We start from the raw sequence: 16,569 nt of genomic DNA, 5'->3' as shown, positions 1-16,569 counted from the left end.
TTGGTAAGAGGGTCAAGGGTGCATCAGTTAACAAAAGGGTACCCAGGCCGGTTGTGACCTGGGTACTCTCGGATAACATCATTAGGTTTTTCTGGCTCTTGACGAAAGCCCACTTCTTCGGATCTGGGCTTTTGTCATTCAAGGAGATTCTCTAGAGACATATTTAGGATATAGGCTATGGCTTACTATTTGAAATGTCAGTCCTCCTTACGCTTACCAAAACCGAGTAAAACGATTATTGATGTCAGTGCCAAGCCAAGAATTGTACCTGACTGGTCGATGTCGTCACCAGTTTTAGGTAATGTTTGCTTGTCTTTGGACGCATGATCTGCAGTGCTGTTTGCAAGCGGAACGGGACTGACATTATCTGTAGTGTTATTGATGCCTCCTGTTCTGCCAGTGTTTGTTTTGTTATTCTTTGGCGCCTTTAAATTAGCAGTTGAAACGGTACTACCAGAGATGTAGTTGCTCTGTTTAGGAGCAGCCTTCAGGGTAACATACTGTGAAACGCCATGCTTGCCCTTGGTATTCACGGTCACAATAGTCTTACTTCCTTGAATTGTGGCCGTTGCATCTCCTTCTGCAATGCTGAATCTACCATTAATTACGAAGGAGACAGTGTCTTGCTTGTTCGTTGGGTCCTGAATAGAGAAGCTATTGCCGCTTCTCATCATGATCATTTGACTGCTTGTCTTGATGTCATTGACTTTGCCTTTGTCAGTGAAAAATACATAACCTTCTATGCCAAGTTTGTTTTGTCGAACAGCAGCAACATCGCTGGTATTCTTCAAAATAGTCACAGCGTCCTCAGACATATATTGAGCTAACTGAGTAGCATCTTTATTTGGAACGATACTATATGCATAACTACTATTTGCGTTGCCTGCATGTTGGTAAGTTAAGGTGACGTAATCTTTAGTGACAGTCTTATCAGCGGCACCTGTCGTCACGTTCCGGACGTCTGAGTACTTACCAGTGCGACTTTCTTGTAAAATATTCACTTTATTGTTGTCAAAGAACACATAGCCCACGTTTCGTTTGGCGTTGTCGTTGTCCTCGATTGTTAGCCATCTCAACGCTGAATTGTTATCCTTGTTTTCAAGGTTCGATTTTACAGAGACGCTTTCAGTGGAATCAAACATTTTATTGTCAATTGTGGTGGTCATATCTCGCCCATTGATATCATGGATGTTTGAACCGAGGACGACAATTTCGCCGTCAAACATGAACCACGCTTTATTCGCTTCTGCGTTTTTGAATACTACAAAATCCGATGGCAGTTTATCTTTATCAGCATAGGACTGCTCGTCTCCAAGCTGCATACCCGCAACACCATAATTTTTTTAATGCGGCACTGCCAGAAAAATCATTGGTGCCCAGTGGGAAATAAACATACGTATTTTGTGCGACGGATCCAGACTCAAATTCCGGCTCATGCGAATAGAAGTTTCCGCCATAAAGCTCAGGAATGGTCTTTCGTTCTTCATTCACCGTGGTGACCCCGGGTAGTTTGTTTGGATCAACCGTTGCCTGGTAATCGATACCAAAGGCTTTTGTTTGGTCCACGCCATCCTGATACAAATAATAGGCGCCATCACCTTGATACCAAGGCTTGAGGTTTTCACCCGACATGTATTCATATTTAGAAATGCGGTCGGAGCTTCTGGAGATAGCGAAGGCATATCCCGGGCGAATAAGCACCGATTTATCCATCAGGTTAAAAGCAAAATACTGGTTGTCCGTTACCGGGTTCTCGCTCGAAATGGTGTTGTCATTCAGTATCTGGTTATAAACGACGGTGTTGTTTGCCGAAGCAAATTTGCTACTGTCAACTTTTAATTGTTTAATGCTACCAAGATATTTGATGTAGCTTTGAAGCTTCTGCTGAGTTTGACCGCTCATAGAAGTCGAAAGTTGGACAAGTGCCTCAATGATGCCTGCACTGTCAGTATATCCAGAACCAGTGCGTGAGACCCCTCGACCCTTGACGATTTCCATCATATAGCCTTCGTACATCAGGGGAGAGAAACTGTTATATATCCAATTGTTAACGGTTGCCAACAATTCACCGCTCTCTAGAGAAGTCCCGTGCAGTAATGTAGTCAGCTGAGCAGTTCGGCCCAAAAGCACGATGCCGTAGCTCCCCGTATAAGGGACAGTGGAATGCTGAATAAATGATCCGTCTTCATAGAAACCGTCTGTGACCCCGTGTTGGATGTTGTCGGGATTAATAACAGCTAAGCAAGTCATAAAGTCAGAGATTGCCTTTTTAACCCTTGGCGCATCATTACTGGCCACACCCTGACAGATTCTGTCTAAGGTGATGTCTGCCAAGTTGGCACCGGTATGCTGCCGAGCATCTAAGTTCACGTCCCCAATCTTAGGTGAACCAGGTTTTTCGTCACCCCTTAAATAGGCATCCATAGTTTTAATGGATTCATTAACAAAGTCGTCGCCTAGGTCATCGTGTAGTAGTAGCAACATTGGAGACAAGCTCTTTGGCACGCCAATCTCCCACTGGTACCAGTTGCCATAGTAGCCTTTATCCGTATCTTTTAGATATTTGTCCTGCAGCCACTTTAACGCATCAATCAATGCATTTTTGGCTTCTTGGTTTTTGTACATAGTATTGTATTTACTTGGTGTTGCATACGCTAATGCGACACTATACAAGTTGGTGTACGTACTTCCAAGATTGGCCGAAAGGTCTGCAACGGTTTTATCCGTTCCTTTGCTGTTATCTAGGACAAGTTTTTCGTATACAGCATTACCAGCATGATCAAAATCAGGGATATTTGCTTTCCCTTTCTTGGCGATACTTTCCATTTTGGCTTTGTTTACGGGATCATTGTTGATTGTCTCGTTGCCAATCAGATATTCAATTTGATTGTGCTTAATCTTGCTCATTTCTTCTGAGCTGATTGCTGATTCTTCTGTCGATGACACAGTTGGTTTTGGCTCCGCAGCCACTGAAGTGGTTGATAATGCGTTGGGAGATTCTTCTGTTTTGGCAGCTGGCGTTTGCGTGTCAGTTTCATCAAGACTGGAAGGAACGGTTGCTTCAGTTGCTGTGGTTTGTGTGGCATCGTTGTTGGTCTTAGCATTTTGTGATTGAATAATCGGTTTATCGGCACTGCTCGACGACGGATCGGCTGAGCTAGCTTTCGTACTCTCGTCCTCAGGGCCTTGATCTGATAAGACGTTGGTTGATGTTGCAGTCTCAACAGTAGGATTAGTCGAGTTGGTTAATCCGCTGGCGGTAGATTGACCAGACGTTTCTACTACTCCTGTGATAGTCTCTGCAGAGGCATCGGCGTGGACAATTGAATATGGGCCAGTACCCAGGGTGATTGCAGCACCCGCAGTGGTGATACCAGCTACGAGCCAGAGCTTTCCAGCCTTAAAAAGTTTAAAGTGAGTTTTTGACACACCGTTCATTTTTCATTCCTCCTTAGTTTGACGAATATCATGCAAACAGCATCGAATCCTACTTCTGGTTAGCAATAACTGCTTCAAATGTTTGCTGGGGCTTTGAAGATGTGGTAATGGGCGGGGGGGTATCATCTCCTTTATTAACCCTGGAACATAGGGTTAACGTGTTGTCTAATTCCAGGGCAAAGGATACTACGATTGATAAGTGTTGTAAACGCTTTTATTTATACAAATTTAGGCGGGAGGTTAAGTGCAATTGAGTTAACCTTAAACTCTTTTATGTAGTGACACATCAATAGATTTACTAAATGAATAGGCTGGGTTATTTCTCGTTTTTTGGGAGCATTGCGTGTTCGTCGTTAGTTATAACGTTAACCCTAGCTTATCTTACAAGAAACGATATTATGCAATCGAAGAGACTAACCCTAGTGGCAAAGCTGATATTCCCTGGTTCCTTTGAAGTTCAAGCTGCTGTTGAAACACTGTGCTACTTTTCCTTTCGATGGATATGTTATTTGCGCTTTCCATATAAATCTTGCGACATTAGGTCACCTTGCCCGAGGCATCTACAGATCTGATTCTCTTGGCGATTTTTACTAAGTATCCCTTTGACAAACGCGCCTTTCTAGTGTATTACTGTGGTTGGTACCACGGTGGTTGGTACCACGTCAGTCTAGCCACCAGGACATTGTGTAAGAGGGGATGAGACTCATTTCATTATCAGCGGATTTAGTGAAAAAGCTTGAAGAATACATTACGAAAGAATTGAGGCCAAACGATAAAATTCCTTCGGAGCGGGCGTTGAGCAAGCAGTATCAAGTTAGCAGAAATACGGTCCGTATTGCGTTAAATCAGCTTTTCTTACGTGGGGATATTTATCGTAGCCCGGGTAAAGGCACCTTTGTAGCCGATCGGATGAGCGGCAGAACCGATGTAGCCAGCTCGATTAGCTTCACTAAGCAGATGGGTGCGATGAATCTAAATCCTAAGAGCAGGATTGAGGAGCTAAAGCAGATTGCGGTCCCCGAAAAAATCGCGAAACACTTGCGTCTTGATCCGGGGGCACCAGTGTTTGTCCTGGTTCGGTTGAGAATCGCCAATGATGAACCCATGATGTTTGAGCGGACTTATTTGCCGGCGGACCTGTTGCCAGGCTTTAGCAAGAAGTTATTGGGCACCACGCCTCTTTACGATTTGCTGGACAAACATTATGGCATTCATATCGCCACTGTCGATGAAACGTTCTTTGCAGATTTAATGGGCGATGAATACGCTAAAGCACTAAACGTTGCAACGGGATCGGCCTGCCTGAAGATTCGGCGGACAACGTTCACAGATTCTGACAGAATTATTGAATACACAAAGAGCGTGGCTCGTGCGGATCGTTTTATTTATCAAGTTCATCACGCAAATCACTAACGTGCAGTATCACAAAGGAGGATGGAAAAAGTGTTTGAACAATCGACTGAAGCACTGACAAATTTGGGGGCGGAAATCACCACCCGTGAGATAAAGCAACAGCCCGATCTTTGGCAGGAAGCTTTTGATAACTATGAGACGCGTCAGGCCGTGATTACTGATTTCCTGGCCAAGGTTACTCATCAGGCGGCCGGCCAAAAGGTGCGTGTCGTTTTCACGGGTGCTGGCAGCTCTCAGTATGTTGGCGATACTGTGACACCTTATTTACAGGCGCACGGGGACCGAGATCGCTTCGATTTTGAATCAGTGGGTTCTACCGATATTGTGTCCGATCCCGCCGAGTTCTTAAAGGCTGATACGCCAACATTACTTGTTTCGTTTGCTCGAAGCGGGAATTCGCCTGAGAGTCTTAAGACGGTGAGTCTGGCTGAGCAAATCATCACGAATCTTCATCAAATCAGTATCACTTGTGCACCTGAAGGTAAGCTAGCTTTAAACTCTGCGAACACTTCGGGGACCTTGCTATTGTTGCAGCCCGGTCGTTCCAACGATAAAGGTTTCGCAATGACCGGTAGTTTTACATGCATGTTACTGACAGCGCTGCTGGTCTTTGATACGTCAAGCATTGAGTCGAAGCGCGCATGGGTTGGTGAAATGGCCTCTATGGGGAAAGAGGTGATTGAGCGAGAACAAGAAGTACAATCCATTGTTAATCAAGACTTCGAACGAATCGTGTATCTCGGTACTGGAGCTCTGGGTCGGTTGGCTCGCGAAGCGCAACTCAAAGTTCTTGAGTTAACTGCTGGTCGATTCTCGACAATGTTTGATACTTCGATGGGTTTTCGCCATGGCCCTAAGAGCTTTGTGAATGATAAGACCCTCGTGTTTGATTTTGTAAGTAACGATAGCTACTCTCGTCGATACGACATTGATCTGTTGGAAGAGGTTAAGAACGACAAGATAGCGCCTACGATCATGGCGATTGGGGCTCGCCAGACCAATAACTTCTCAGGTTCTGAATTCAATTTTGGTGAGAGTATTTCTGCGCTCCCCGATGCGTATCAGGCACTTCCGGACATCATGTTCGCGCAGACGCTGGCCTTGCTTGCTTCTGTCAAAGTGGGTAATCGCCCTGACACACCTTCTCCCACTGGGACTGTTAATCGCGTGGTGAAAGGTGTCACCCTTCACGACTATCCAGATACGAAAGAGATCTAGGAGATGGGTGGAGGACATGACTAAATATATTCATGCTGCAAAGTTCTTTATGCCCCACGTGACAGAGTCTGGCGGCTATCTACAAATCACATCTGACGGCAAATTTGGTGAGTATTTTCCCGAAACCATACGCCCGGACGGCGATATTATTGAATACCCGGATATGTGGGTGACCCCTGGACTGGTGGATACGCATATCCACGGGCTGTTAGGCCACGACGTCATGGATAATGATTGGGCGGGTATTGACGCTATGAGCCGCAACTTGGTTAAAGCTGGGGTGACGAGCTGGCTGCCAACGACTTTGACGGGGTCATTTTCTCAACTCAAAGAAGTCTGTGCCACAATCGCACAACATGCAGGTGAAGAAAGCGGCGCAAAAATCCAGGGTATTTACTTTGAAGGGCCTTACTTTACGACTAAGCACAAAGGGGCGCAGAACCCCAAGTACTTTAAGAATCCGAGCTTGGCAGAATTCTCGGAATGGCAGTCTGCTGCTAATGGTTTGATCAAAAAAATTGCCATCGCTCCCGAGCGCGAAGACTCAGTGGCTTTTACTCGTCAGGTAGTCTCTAAAGGGACCGTTGTGGCGCTAGGGCATAGCGATGCCACCTTTGAACAGGCGAAGGCGTGTGTTAATGCGGGAGCCAGTATGTTTACGCACACCTTCAATGGGATGAGTCCCCTTAGTCATCGTGCGCCTGGCATGGTCGGAGCGGCTATGTATCTGCAGGGTGTCACTGATGAACTAATTTGTGACGGTCATCATGTCCGTCCAGAGGTGGCAACAACCTTGGTTCGGTTAGTCGGACCGGAACACGTTGCGCTTATCACGGATTGTATGCGAGCAGGGATGATGCCAGACGGCGACTATAAGCTTGGCGAACTGCCGGTCTATGTCAAAGACGGAATGGCCCGGCTGAAAGAAGGAAATAGTTTGGCGGGATCAGTGCTGCAGCTTAAAGATGCACTGATCAATCTGCTGGCTTGGGGCGCAGCTACGCCTGAAGAGGCCGTGAAAATGGCAACGGTTACACCTGCAACATCTTGCCATATTGAACAGCAATGCGGAAGTATTTTGCCAGGCCGGCCCGCGGACTATCTTGTGTTAGACGCCAAATTGGGTTTGCACGCTACGTATTTAGATGGTCAGCTGGCCTATCGAGCTGGTACCCAAGATGAAAGCAAGTAACTATTAACATCGGACTATGAGCTTTTGACAACAATATCGCAACCTAGGAACGTCATTAGGAGGAAACAACAATGCCTGCTGAATTAACTACTACCCAGTTCAACCACTTGAAACAACTCTCGAATGATGACAATGTTATCTCTGCACTCGCACTCGATCAGCGCGGATCACTGAAAAAAATGATTGCCTCCGCTTCAGGTGAAGGTGAAAGCGAAGAAGTCATCATTGATTTTAAGAAGGCTATCTCTGAAGAACTAACGAAGTACGCGAGCTCTATTCTGCTTGACCCTGAGTACGGTCTGCCCGCAGCAAAGAAACGTGATAGTAAATCTGGTCTTTTGCTCTCATATGAAAAAAACTGGGTATGATGCCACAGAACCGGGCCGTTTCCCAGATTTGATTGATAATCAGAGCGCACTGCGAATTGGCGAGGAGGGTGCAGATGCGGTTAAGTTCCTCTTATATTACGATGCTGATGAAGGAGATAAAATCAACGATCGTAAGAAGGCGTTTGTAGAGCGCGTAGGTGCCGAAAGCAAAGCTAACAACTTACCATTTTTCTTGGAACTTGTGTCTTATGATGCCAATATGGACTCAGTAACTGATGCAGCTTATGCGAAGGTCAAACCTCACAAGGTGATCGAACTGACTCGTGAGTTCAGCAAACCACGTTATAACGTTTCAGTACTTAAGCTAGAAGTCCCAGTCAATCAGAAATTTGTGGAAGGCTTCACAGATGGCGATGAACCAGTTTATACAGCACAAGAGGCAGCTAATTACTACAAGGAACAGGCTGAAGCAACCAACCTGCCGTTTATCTTCTTAAGCGCGGGCGTGACAAACGAGATGTTCCTTAAGGAGCTTCACTTTGCGAAGGATTCAGGCTCTAATTTTAACGGTGTATTGTGCGGTCGGGCGACGTGGAAACTAGGTGTGAAGCCATTTGCTGCGGAAGGTGAAGAGGCTGGCAGACAATGGCTTCAAACAGAAGGCAAGGCTAATATTGAACGACTCAATAAAGTCCTTGCTGAAACGGCGACTCCTTGGAGCAATAAGGTCAAAGTTGTTGACTGATTGTTCAAAGATAACGCGGGAGGGAAGTCAATGGCGGTTACAACTATATACACGGCAAAAGCCCCGGAACCAATCGGCCCGTATTCACAGGCTAAGTTGGTTGACGGTACGCTGTACATCTCTGGACAGATTGGTTTGGACCCTGTCACTGGTCGGTTAGCAGGGGATGATATTAAGGCACAAACTGAGCAAGTCATGAGCAATCTGGACGCAATTTTGACGGCGGCTGGGAAGTCGTTTGATGATGTGGTCAAAACCACCTGTTTGTTGACCGACATGAGTGCTTTTGCCACCTTTAACGAGATTTATGAGCAGTATGCTGTTAGTAGGCCTGTCCGCTCCACTTATGCAGTAAAAGCCTTACCGGCCAACGCATTGGTGGAAGTTGAATTGGTTGCGGACTAGTCCTTTCGGAGGGGGGAACTCGCTTTTTGGGGGGTACCTCTTTTTTGTTGGGAAGGCTCTGAGTTTTGAAGCTGGCCCCCTTATCGGTGTAGAATTGGCAACGAAAGAAGATGTTGATATGAAGATCACAGTACTCGGCGTTGGCGGCATGGGTAGCCGCTTCGCCATCATGTTGCACCAGGCGGGAAATGACATCACGCTGGTGGACGGCTGGCAGGCCAATGTCGACGCGATTCGCAAGGACGGCATTCAGGCCAATTTTAACGGTAAGCAAATTGCTGAAAAAATGCCGGTTTACACGCCGGCAGAAATCGATAAAAGTGGCATTAAGGCTGACCTGATCGTCGTCTTCCTGAAGTCGAATCAACTTGAAAGCATGTTTGAGCAGGTCCAGGCGCTGATCCACCCGGACACCTACGTGCTGTGCCTGCTGAACGGTATCGGTCACGAGGACGTGCTGGAAAAGTTCGTTGCCAAGGATCATCTGATTCTTGGCATCACGATGTGGACCGCCGGCATGACCGGTCCGGGCCACGTGGAGCTGGTCGGCGACGGCGAAGTTGAGCTCCAGAACTTCGAGCCTGCTGGCAAGGACTTCGCGCTCCAGGTGGTTGACGTGTTCAAAGGCGCTGGCCTGAACCCGAAGTACAGCGACAACGTCAAGTACTCGATTTGGCGCAAGGCCTGCGTCAACGGCACACTGAACGTGCTGTGCGCACTACTGGATTGCAACATTGGCGAGCTTGGCAAGACGCGCGAGGCGCCTGAGTTGCTGCACACGATCATTGACGAGTTTGCGGCGGTGGCCAAGCACGAAGGCGTCGACCTTGATACGGCCGAGGTTTACGATCACGTCGCGGCGACCTTCACCGCCGACATCGCGGACCATTACCCATCCATGCACCAGGACCTTGTCCAGCATCATCGCGTGACCGAAGTCGACTTCATCGATGGCGCTGTCGCGCGCAAGGGCAAGAAGTATGGCATCGCTACCCCTTACTGCACGCTTTTGACGCAGCTGGTGCATGCCAAGGAGCAGTTGGTCGGGGCTAAATAGATTTAGACGGAGCAAGAAAAGTATGGACACCAGTGATGGTGTCCTTTTTGTGTTGGGGTAAAGATAAGCAGCGTGCGAATTTGATCAGAATTCGGCTATCAGGTACTGTCTCGAAGTAGCAGTGAGGTATCCAGTACCTCATGACGATCTGGTGCGTTCTTTCGTGTCATTTTTTCCACTAGAATTTCGCAGGCTTCGTAACCGATCTCGTAGGAGGGTTGCTTAACGGTGGTTAGGGATGGGGAGACCACAGTCGATAAGAAGATGTTGTCGAAACCAATAACCGACAGGTCTTTAGGAACTTTTTTTTGCCGACTCTTTTCGCGGCTTCTAATGTTGCAAAGGCAAAGACATCGGAACAGTTGAAAACGCCATCTATATCTTTCTTCACTTCAAGTAGGTTTGTGATTTTCGAAAGTGCTAGAGAAAAGTTGATGTCGTGAACATGGAGTATGCTGTGCTCATCGCACTGGAGATTAGCATCTCTAATAGCTTGCTTGTATCCAGCCTCACGTTCACGGGCGTACTTGTGATTCGGAGTCGAGTTCACCATCGCTAGTTTGGTTCTGCCAATACTAAGGAGATATTTAGTGGCTTGGTAGGCTGCTCTCCGGTCATCAATGCCGACGTAAGAGATGTCGGTTTGCTCAAGATATTCAGAACACATGACAACTGGTAGCTCCTGGTTCACCTTTCGAGCGGTAATGTTATCTGGAAACGCTGAAAGGGCAATGAGGCCGCGTAGATTCATGTCTTTGAGCAAATCAAAATAATAATCAGCACTGGTCTGATTCTCCGAGGCGATGATGAGCACAACGCTTAGCTTGTGCGCTTCTGCGGATTTACTAATGCCATCTAGAACTGTGGAATTGAATGGATTCGCGAGATTTGGAATTAAGACCCCGATGGTGGTGCTCACTGAGGGCCGGGTATCGTGATTGAGCCGATAACCGAGTTCATGTACGGCTTGATCAATCCTTTCCCGAGCTATTTCGCCAACGCTGCCTTTATGATTAAGTGCCCTCGATACTGTTGCGATTGAATAGCCAGTGCGCGCCGCTAAGTCGGTGATTGTGACTTGTTTCTTTTTCTTTGGCATCGAACCACACCCTCCTATAGTTGCTATGAGTAATCGTACACCCAGCGTTGTAAATTTTACACAAAATAATGTAAAGGTTTCATTGACGAAAACTGAGCCAATGAAATATGATTAAAAATGTAAACGATTACAGTAGCTGACGTTTATCCTGATTATAAGGGGGAATGATATGTGGATGTAGCTGTCGTTGGGACTGGATTTATTGGTAAACAGCACATTGAAGCGATACGACGAATTCCGGGCGCAAATTTAGTGGCGGTGTGTGAGCCGAATGCAGAACTGGCAAAACAGGTTAGCAGGTCGCTTAACATTCCTCACTACTACACAGAAGTTGAACAGATGATTAAACAAGAACCAACACTCGAAATTGTGCACAACTGTACACCTAGTGGCTTTCACTTCGAAATCAACAAGCAACTGATCAAGGCGGGAATAAATGTTTATTGTGAAAAGCCCTTTACGTCAAATGCGCAAGAATCATCAGAGTTGAAAGACCTGCTGGCGAAGGCTGGACTTAAGGGTGGTGTCAACTTCAACTATCGACATAATCTGATGGTTGAGGAAATGAAGGAACGAGTGAAGCAACAGACTATAGGTAAAGTTTGGTTTGTTAACGTTGAGTACCTTCAGGACTGGCTGTTGAAACAAACCGATTATGACTGGCGTGTTGATTCTAAGATTGGTGGGCCAACACGAGCAATCGCAGATATTGGCTCCCATTGTTTCGATACGATTGAGTTTGTCCTTGGGCGGAAGATCACTTCATTAGAGGTTCTGCGGTTGATTGAGTATCCGCAGAGAATCAAGGATGGGTCGTTAGTGCCAGTTTCCAACGAAGATGCAGCAATTATCTTGGCTGAATTCGAAGGTGGACTGAAGGGCCTGATTCGCATTTCGCAAGTTACAGCGGGGAAGAAGAACGATCTCCATGTCTTAGTTGAAGGAACCAAGCAAGCCTTGGAATGGTTTCAAGAACGTCCAGATCACCTCTGGATTGGTAATCGAGATTGTGGTAATGAAGACATCTACGCGGCAAAGCAGTATCTTCATGGGCACGCTGCCGAACTGGCAGAGTTGCCCAATGGTCATGCAGTAGGTTGGAAGGACGCCTTTACTGCAGGAATCAAAGAATTTTATGACGATGTGGCGGGTAGCGAAAATCACAATTACGTTAATTTTGCAGATGCAGACCACCTCATGAAATTGGTTGATGCGTCACTTGTAAGCGATCAGGAACGCCGTAAGGTCAATATAGATTAGGAGTGATTTTGATGAAAAAAAGGAACACTGCTCAAGATTGTCGGCGCCACCTTGTTTGCCGCAACATTAGGATTAGCAGGGTGCAGTAGTAACTCGTCCTCAGACTCAGACAAGACTACCGGAGGGGCAGATAAAACGCTCGCGGTAATTATTCCAAGTTCTGATCATGGCTGGCAGGCCGGCGTTAACTACTACGCCAATCAAGAAGTGAAAAAAACTTGGCTTGAAGAATTATAAGATTGTGACCTCATCCAGTGTTAACGAACAAGCTTCACAAATCGATGACATGATTTCTCAGGCGTCGGCGCCATCGTGCTACAGCCGCAGACAGACGAAGTGTCAGTCGCGGCCAAGAAGATTGTTAACGAAAAAAATTCCGTTGGTAGTCTTCGATCGCAAGGTTGACGCAGATTACACTGCTTACGTGGCTGGGTCTAACCCACAAATTGGCGAGAAGTCAGCTGAAAAGATAGGTGATGAGTTGGATGGTAAGGGTACAGTAGCCATCCTTAACGTTCCTAGCTCTGGTTCGGTTAGCGCAGAGCGGACCGATGGCTTTAAAAAAAAGTCATGAAGGATAAATATCCAAACATTAAACTGGTTGAAATGACTGCAGATGACTTCACGCAAGAAAAGGGCTTGAAGGCAGCTACGGATATGCTCCAGTCCAACAAGCAGGTTGATGGGATCTTCTCAATCGATGATGAATCGTCAATTGGTATCCTGCAAGCCATCAAGGACGCGGGACGCAAGGATATTAAGATTATCTCCGGCGCCGGTGGCGATCAATCATACTTCAAGAAGATTGACGAAAGCACCGATATTACATGCTTTACTGCAACCTACAGCCCTTCAATGATTGGTGACAGTATTAAACTGGCCAACGATGCAATGAATGGTAAGAAAATTAAGAGGAACAACATCATTGCGCCGACTATCGTCACCAAGGACAACGTGTCCAAGCACTTTGACTCGAAGTCACCATACTAAGTTAGGTGGTAGCCTATGACCAATGTCGTCGAAATGAGACACATCGAGAAATCGTTTGCACATAACCGAGTCCTCAAAGACGTCAACTTTTCTCTTGCTCCTGGCTCAATTCATGCCTTGTTGGGTGAAAACGGGACAGGTAAGACAACGTTGATGAATATATTGACGGGCTTATATACTAGGGACTCGGGTGAAATTGAGATCAATGGCGCACCTGCGACCATTGACTCGATGAAGCAGATTGCGTTTATCCATCAAGAGCTCTCGTTAGTAAACGACCTTTGTGTGTATGAAAACCTCTACCTTGGTCGAGAGCTAAAGACTCATGGCTTGTTAGATCGGAAAAAAATGATCAGGGAAACGCAGAGCTTCGTTGATCAAGTTGGGATCAAGTTAAACCCGACTGACATGGTCCGTGACTTGAATGCATCTTACAAGCAAATCACTGAGATCGTACGTTCCCTCATGCGCGATGCGAAAGTGATTATTATGGACGAGCCAACAACTTCCCTAACCGACGTGGAGATCGGCGAGATTTTTGAAATCATGCGTACGTTACGTTCGCATGGGGTCAGCATTATCTTTATCTCCCATAAGCTGAATGAGGTCCTTGAGATATGTGATAGTTACACCATTATGCGAGACGGCGTCGTGGTGGCAGCGGGTGAGGTGACACCTACTTTAACCGAAGCTGAGATCAGTCGGCACATGGTCGGAAAGGAACTGTCTAGCTCAGAAATCTACCGACCACGTCAAATCGGCGATAAGGTTCTTGAGTTGGCACATTACACCAAAGATCGTGAGTTTAATGACGTTACCATGAGCGTCAGAAAAGGCGAAGTGGTAGGCGTCACTGGGTTGCTCGGCGATGGCCGCAGTGAGTTGTTTAGCACAGTAGTAGGCGCTGACAAGCCTGATTCCGGTCAGCTGCTGATTGATGGGAAACCCGTGCGGATCAGAACCACTTCAGAGACGCGTCGGTATGGGATTGCCTATCTTCCCAAAAATCGGAAGGAAAATGGCATCATCAAGGACTTGGATATCGCTGAGAACATGACCTTGCCGATGCTCGACAAGATTAGCAAGATGGGCTTGATTGACAATAAGTTGATGAGCAAGACGGTCAATCACTACATCAAGCAGATCAATATCAAGGTGGCAGATCCGAAAGACGCGATTGGTTCACTATCGGGTGGAAACCAGCAAAAAGTATTACTGGCCAAGGCATTAAACATGAATCCAAGAGTGATGATTTTAGATAATCCGACTCAAGGGGTGGATGTTGGCGCCAAGGCTGAAATTTACAACCAAATCATGGACTTAGCTGAGCAGGGGATCAGTTTCGTGATCCTCTCCAGCGAGATTCCGGAAATTCAACAACTCTGTGACCGAGTCTACATTATGTTCCACGGGGAAGTCAGAGCAGAGCTGCCGCATGCGGCAATCAACGAACAAGATGTGATGCTAGTAGCAACTGGTGGGAAGTTGGGAGGCGAGTAAATGAATCAAGTTCAGGAGACGAGTGTGACTGGTAAAAACGAAAGAAAACATGTCAACGTGAGAAAACTGATTGCAAATCACAGTGCGATTTTCGCTTTCCTCATCCTGTTTGTTGTTGCGGTAATGCTCAGGGGACGTGTCTTCCTAAGCATGAATAACATCATGAATATTCTGATGAATAACTCTATCATCGGAATCATTGCACTAGGCATGACGCTGATCATCATTACTGCTGGTATTGATCTGTCCGTTGGCTCTCAATTGGCGGCAACAGGCTTGATTTCGATGACAATTTTGAATTCCACACAGAACATATTCTTAGGGATCGTGGCTGCTCTGGCGGCCGGGCTCTTGTTTGGCGCAGTGACCGGGGGATTGGTTTCCCGATTTGGAGTACCGGCGTTTATCGTCACCCTTGGCACCATGCAGATTTACCGCTCAGTCGCTGAATATTATTTCAACGGCGGAGGGGTGTTGGTAAAAGGTAACTCCAGTGATGCTTTTACGGCAATTTCAAATACCAAGGTATTTGGAATTCTCCCGATGCCTGTCATTTACTGGTTTATCCTTTGTCTGATTATCAGTTTGGTGGCAAAACGCACAGCCTTTGGGCGTCACGTGTACGCAGTTGGTAGTAACGAGCGCGCAAGTTTCCTATCATCCATTAACGTAAATCGCGTGCTGATCATGGTTTACGCCTTGTCTGGGGTGTTAGTTGCCGTTGCCTCTGTCATTGAAGCTTCCCGTCTTGGCAGTATGAACTCCGCGTCATCGAGTAGTGGCTACGAAATGGATGCGATTGCTGCTGTAGTGATTGGTGGTACAGCGATGGCAGGTGGGCGAGGAACGATTCTTGGTACCGTATTTGGAACGTTGACCCTTGGCATCATCAACAACTTGATGAACCTGATGGGTGTACCATCTTTCTTAGTAGGGGCAATCAAAGGCCTGATCATTATCGGGGCAGTATTAGTTCAACGGTCCGTTTCTAAAAATGAAGGCTAGGAGGTGAGTCGATGAAGTTAGGATTGTTAAGTGCTATTTGGGCGAATAAAACGTTTGAAGAAGTAATCGATTACGCTGCAGCCAGTGGCATTCAAAGTGTTGAGCTCGCATCTTGGCCAAAAGGCAATGGTGTACGCCGTTATGCAGGAACTTCACACGTTGACGCCGATTCACTGAATCAGCAAGAAGCAGATCGACTTAGACAATATGCTGATGAAAGGGAAATTGAGATTGCTTCTTTGGGCTATTACCCAAATCCATTGGATGCAAATGAGGAGATAGCACACGCTGCTATCGATCATTTGTACAAGGTGATCGATGCCGCAAAGATGATGAGAGTACCACTGGTGACAACGTTTATTGGCCGAGACCAGACCAAGAATATCAATGATAATCTGGTGTTAGTTGGTAAAGTCTGGCCGCCGATCCTTGATTATGCTCGAGATCTGGGCATTAAGATTGGGATCGAAAACTGCCCAATGCTTTTTACCAACGACGAATGGCCTGGCGGGCAGAATGTCATGACTTCACCTGACAACTGGCGGAAGGTTTTCAAAATTCTCGATTACGACAACTTTGGGCTCAACTTTGATCCTTCACACTTTGTCTGGCAGATGCTTGATTACATTAAGCCCATTTACGAATTTAGTGAGAAGCTGTTTTTAGTCCATTTCAAGGACATTAAACTTTTACCAGAGAAGCTTGCTGATGTGGGTACTATGGCAACTCCACTTCAGTATATGGTGCCGAAGATTCCTGGATACGGAGATATTGATTGGGGAAAGTTTGTTTCAGCCTTGACTGATGTTGGCTATCAAGGAAATACCATAATTGAAATCGAGGACAAGTCCTTCGAAGCTAATGATCAGGCAGTGGATCAAGCAATTAAGCACAGCATTCACTATATGGAAAATTTTG

15 protein-coding genes and 1 pseudogene are annotated in these 16,569 nt (G+C 46.5%); 12 read left to right on the top strand and 4 right to left on the bottom strand.

What is annotated here, in order from left to right:
• Positions 1–197: 197 nt before the first annotated feature.
• Both JCM13995_RS16890 and JCM13995_RS06610 read right to left on the bottom strand, forming a co-directional pair.
• A complete protein-coding gene (locus JCM13995_RS16890; protein ID WP_054663782.1) occupies positions 198–1,322 on the bottom strand; it encodes a polysaccharide lyase family 8 super-sandwich domain-containing protein in 1,125 nt (374 codons plus the stop codon).
• Positions 1,291–3,438 (bottom strand): polysaccharide lyase family 8 super-sandwich domain-containing protein, encoded by a 2,148-nt coding sequence (locus JCM13995_RS06610; RefSeq protein ID WP_054663779.1) that lies wholly within the window; start codon positions 3,436–3,438, stop codon positions 1,291–1,293. The genes JCM13995_RS16890 and JCM13995_RS06610 overlap by 32 nt, the downstream gene beginning before the upstream one ends.
• 696 nt (positions 3,439–4,134) lie before the next feature.
• On the opposite strand from JCM13995_RS06610, the gene JCM13995_RS06605 reads away from it, so the two are divergent.
• The 6 genes and pseudogenes from JCM13995_RS06605 to JCM13995_RS06580 all read left to right on the top strand — a co-directional run bounded on the left by JCM13995_RS06605 (position 4,135) and on the right by JCM13995_RS06580 (position 9,797).
• On the top strand, positions 4,135–4,851 hold the full coding sequence (locus JCM13995_RS06605) for a GntR family transcriptional regulator (RefSeq protein WP_054663776.1): 717 nt from the start codon (positions 4,135–4,137) through the stop codon (positions 4,849–4,851).
• Between the two features lie 30 nt (positions 4,852–4,881).
• Entirely contained in the window at positions 4,882–6,069 is a 1,188-nt protein-coding gene (locus tag JCM13995_RS06600) for an AgaS family sugar isomerase (protein WP_054663803.1), read from the top strand.
• 16 nt (positions 6,070–6,085) lie between these two features.
• Positions 6,086–7,261, top strand: coding sequence for an N-acetylglucosamine-6-phosphate deacetylase (nagA, locus tag JCM13995_RS06595; protein ID WP_054663773.1), 1,176 nt, complete (start codon positions 6,086–6,088; stop codon positions 7,259–7,261).
• 71 nt (positions 7,262–7,332) lie between these two features.
• Positions 7,333–8,335, top strand: a pseudogene (locus JCM13995_RS06590) (tagatose 1,6-diphosphate aldolase).
• A 30-nt stretch (positions 8,336–8,365) separates the two neighbouring features.
• Positions 8,366–8,740: a Rid family detoxifying hydrolase gene (locus JCM13995_RS06585; protein ID WP_054663770.1), complete on the top strand. Its 375-nt coding sequence runs from the start codon at positions 8,366–8,368 to the stop codon at positions 8,738–8,740.
• Between the two features lie 118 nt (positions 8,741–8,858).
• Positions 8,859–9,797: a 2-dehydropantoate 2-reductase gene (locus JCM13995_RS06580; protein ID WP_054663767.1), complete on the top strand. Its 939-nt coding sequence runs from the start codon at positions 8,859–8,861 to the stop codon at positions 9,795–9,797.
• Between the two features lie 98 nt (positions 9,798–9,895).
• Here JCM13995_RS06580 and JCM13995_RS17665 read toward each other — a convergent pair whose 3' ends face one another.
• Complete coding sequence (locus tag JCM13995_RS17665) at positions 9,896–10,063, bottom strand: substrate-binding domain-containing protein (protein WP_369385647.1); 168 nt, start codon at positions 10,061–10,063, stop codon at positions 9,896–9,898.
• Positions 10,030–10,896 (bottom strand): LacI family DNA-binding transcriptional regulator, encoded by an 867-nt coding sequence (locus JCM13995_RS06575; protein WP_054663765.1) that lies wholly within the window; start codon positions 10,894–10,896, stop codon positions 10,030–10,032. Before JCM13995_RS06575 ends, JCM13995_RS17665 begins: the two co-directional genes overlap by 34 nt.
• 171 nt (positions 10,897–11,067) lie before the next feature.
• Here JCM13995_RS06575 and JCM13995_RS06570 point away from each other — a divergent pair, with 171 nt between their 5' ends.
• The 6 genes from JCM13995_RS06570 to JCM13995_RS06545 form a co-directional block, all read left to right on the top strand.
• A complete protein-coding gene (locus JCM13995_RS06570) occupies positions 11,068–12,156 on the top strand; it encodes a Gfo/Idh/MocA family protein (protein ID WP_054663762.1) in 1,089 nt (362 codons plus the stop codon).
• Positions 12,157–12,442: 286 nt separating this feature from the next.
• Positions 12,443–12,730 carry a substrate-binding domain-containing protein gene (locus JCM13995_RS17660; RefSeq protein ID WP_369385646.1) on the top strand — a complete coding sequence of 96 codons (288 nt, stop codon included), beginning with the start codon at positions 12,443–12,445 and terminating at the stop codon, positions 12,728–12,730.
• Complete coding sequence (locus tag JCM13995_RS16880; RefSeq protein WP_054663756.1) at positions 12,727–13,146, top strand: substrate-binding domain-containing protein; 420 nt, start codon at positions 12,727–12,729, stop codon at positions 13,144–13,146. The genes JCM13995_RS17660 and JCM13995_RS16880 overlap by 4 nt, the downstream gene beginning before the upstream one ends.
• A gap of 15 nt (positions 13,147–13,161) precedes the next feature.
• On the top strand, positions 13,162–14,646 hold the full coding sequence (locus tag JCM13995_RS06555) for a sugar ABC transporter ATP-binding protein (protein WP_054663753.1): 1,485 nt from the start codon (positions 13,162–13,164) through the stop codon (positions 14,644–14,646).
• Complete coding sequence (locus JCM13995_RS06550) at positions 14,647–15,651, top strand: ABC transporter permease (RefSeq protein WP_054663750.1); 1,005 nt, start codon at positions 14,647–14,649, stop codon at positions 15,649–15,651.
• A gap of 11 nt (positions 15,652–15,662) precedes the next feature.
• On the top strand, positions 15,663–16,569 hold a 907-nt coding region (locus tag JCM13995_RS06545; RefSeq protein ID WP_054663747.1), incomplete at its 3' end, for a sugar phosphate isomerase/epimerase family protein.

Origin of the sequence: Lacticaseibacillus camelliae DSM 22697 = JCM 13995, assembly GCF_001311195.1 — a bacterium.
Lineage (GTDB): Bacteria > Bacillota > Bacilli > Lactobacillales > Lactobacillaceae > Lacticaseibacillus > Lacticaseibacillus camelliae.
Note: the sequence above shows the minus strand (reverse complement) of the source record. Positions and strands in the feature narration are given on the sequence as shown.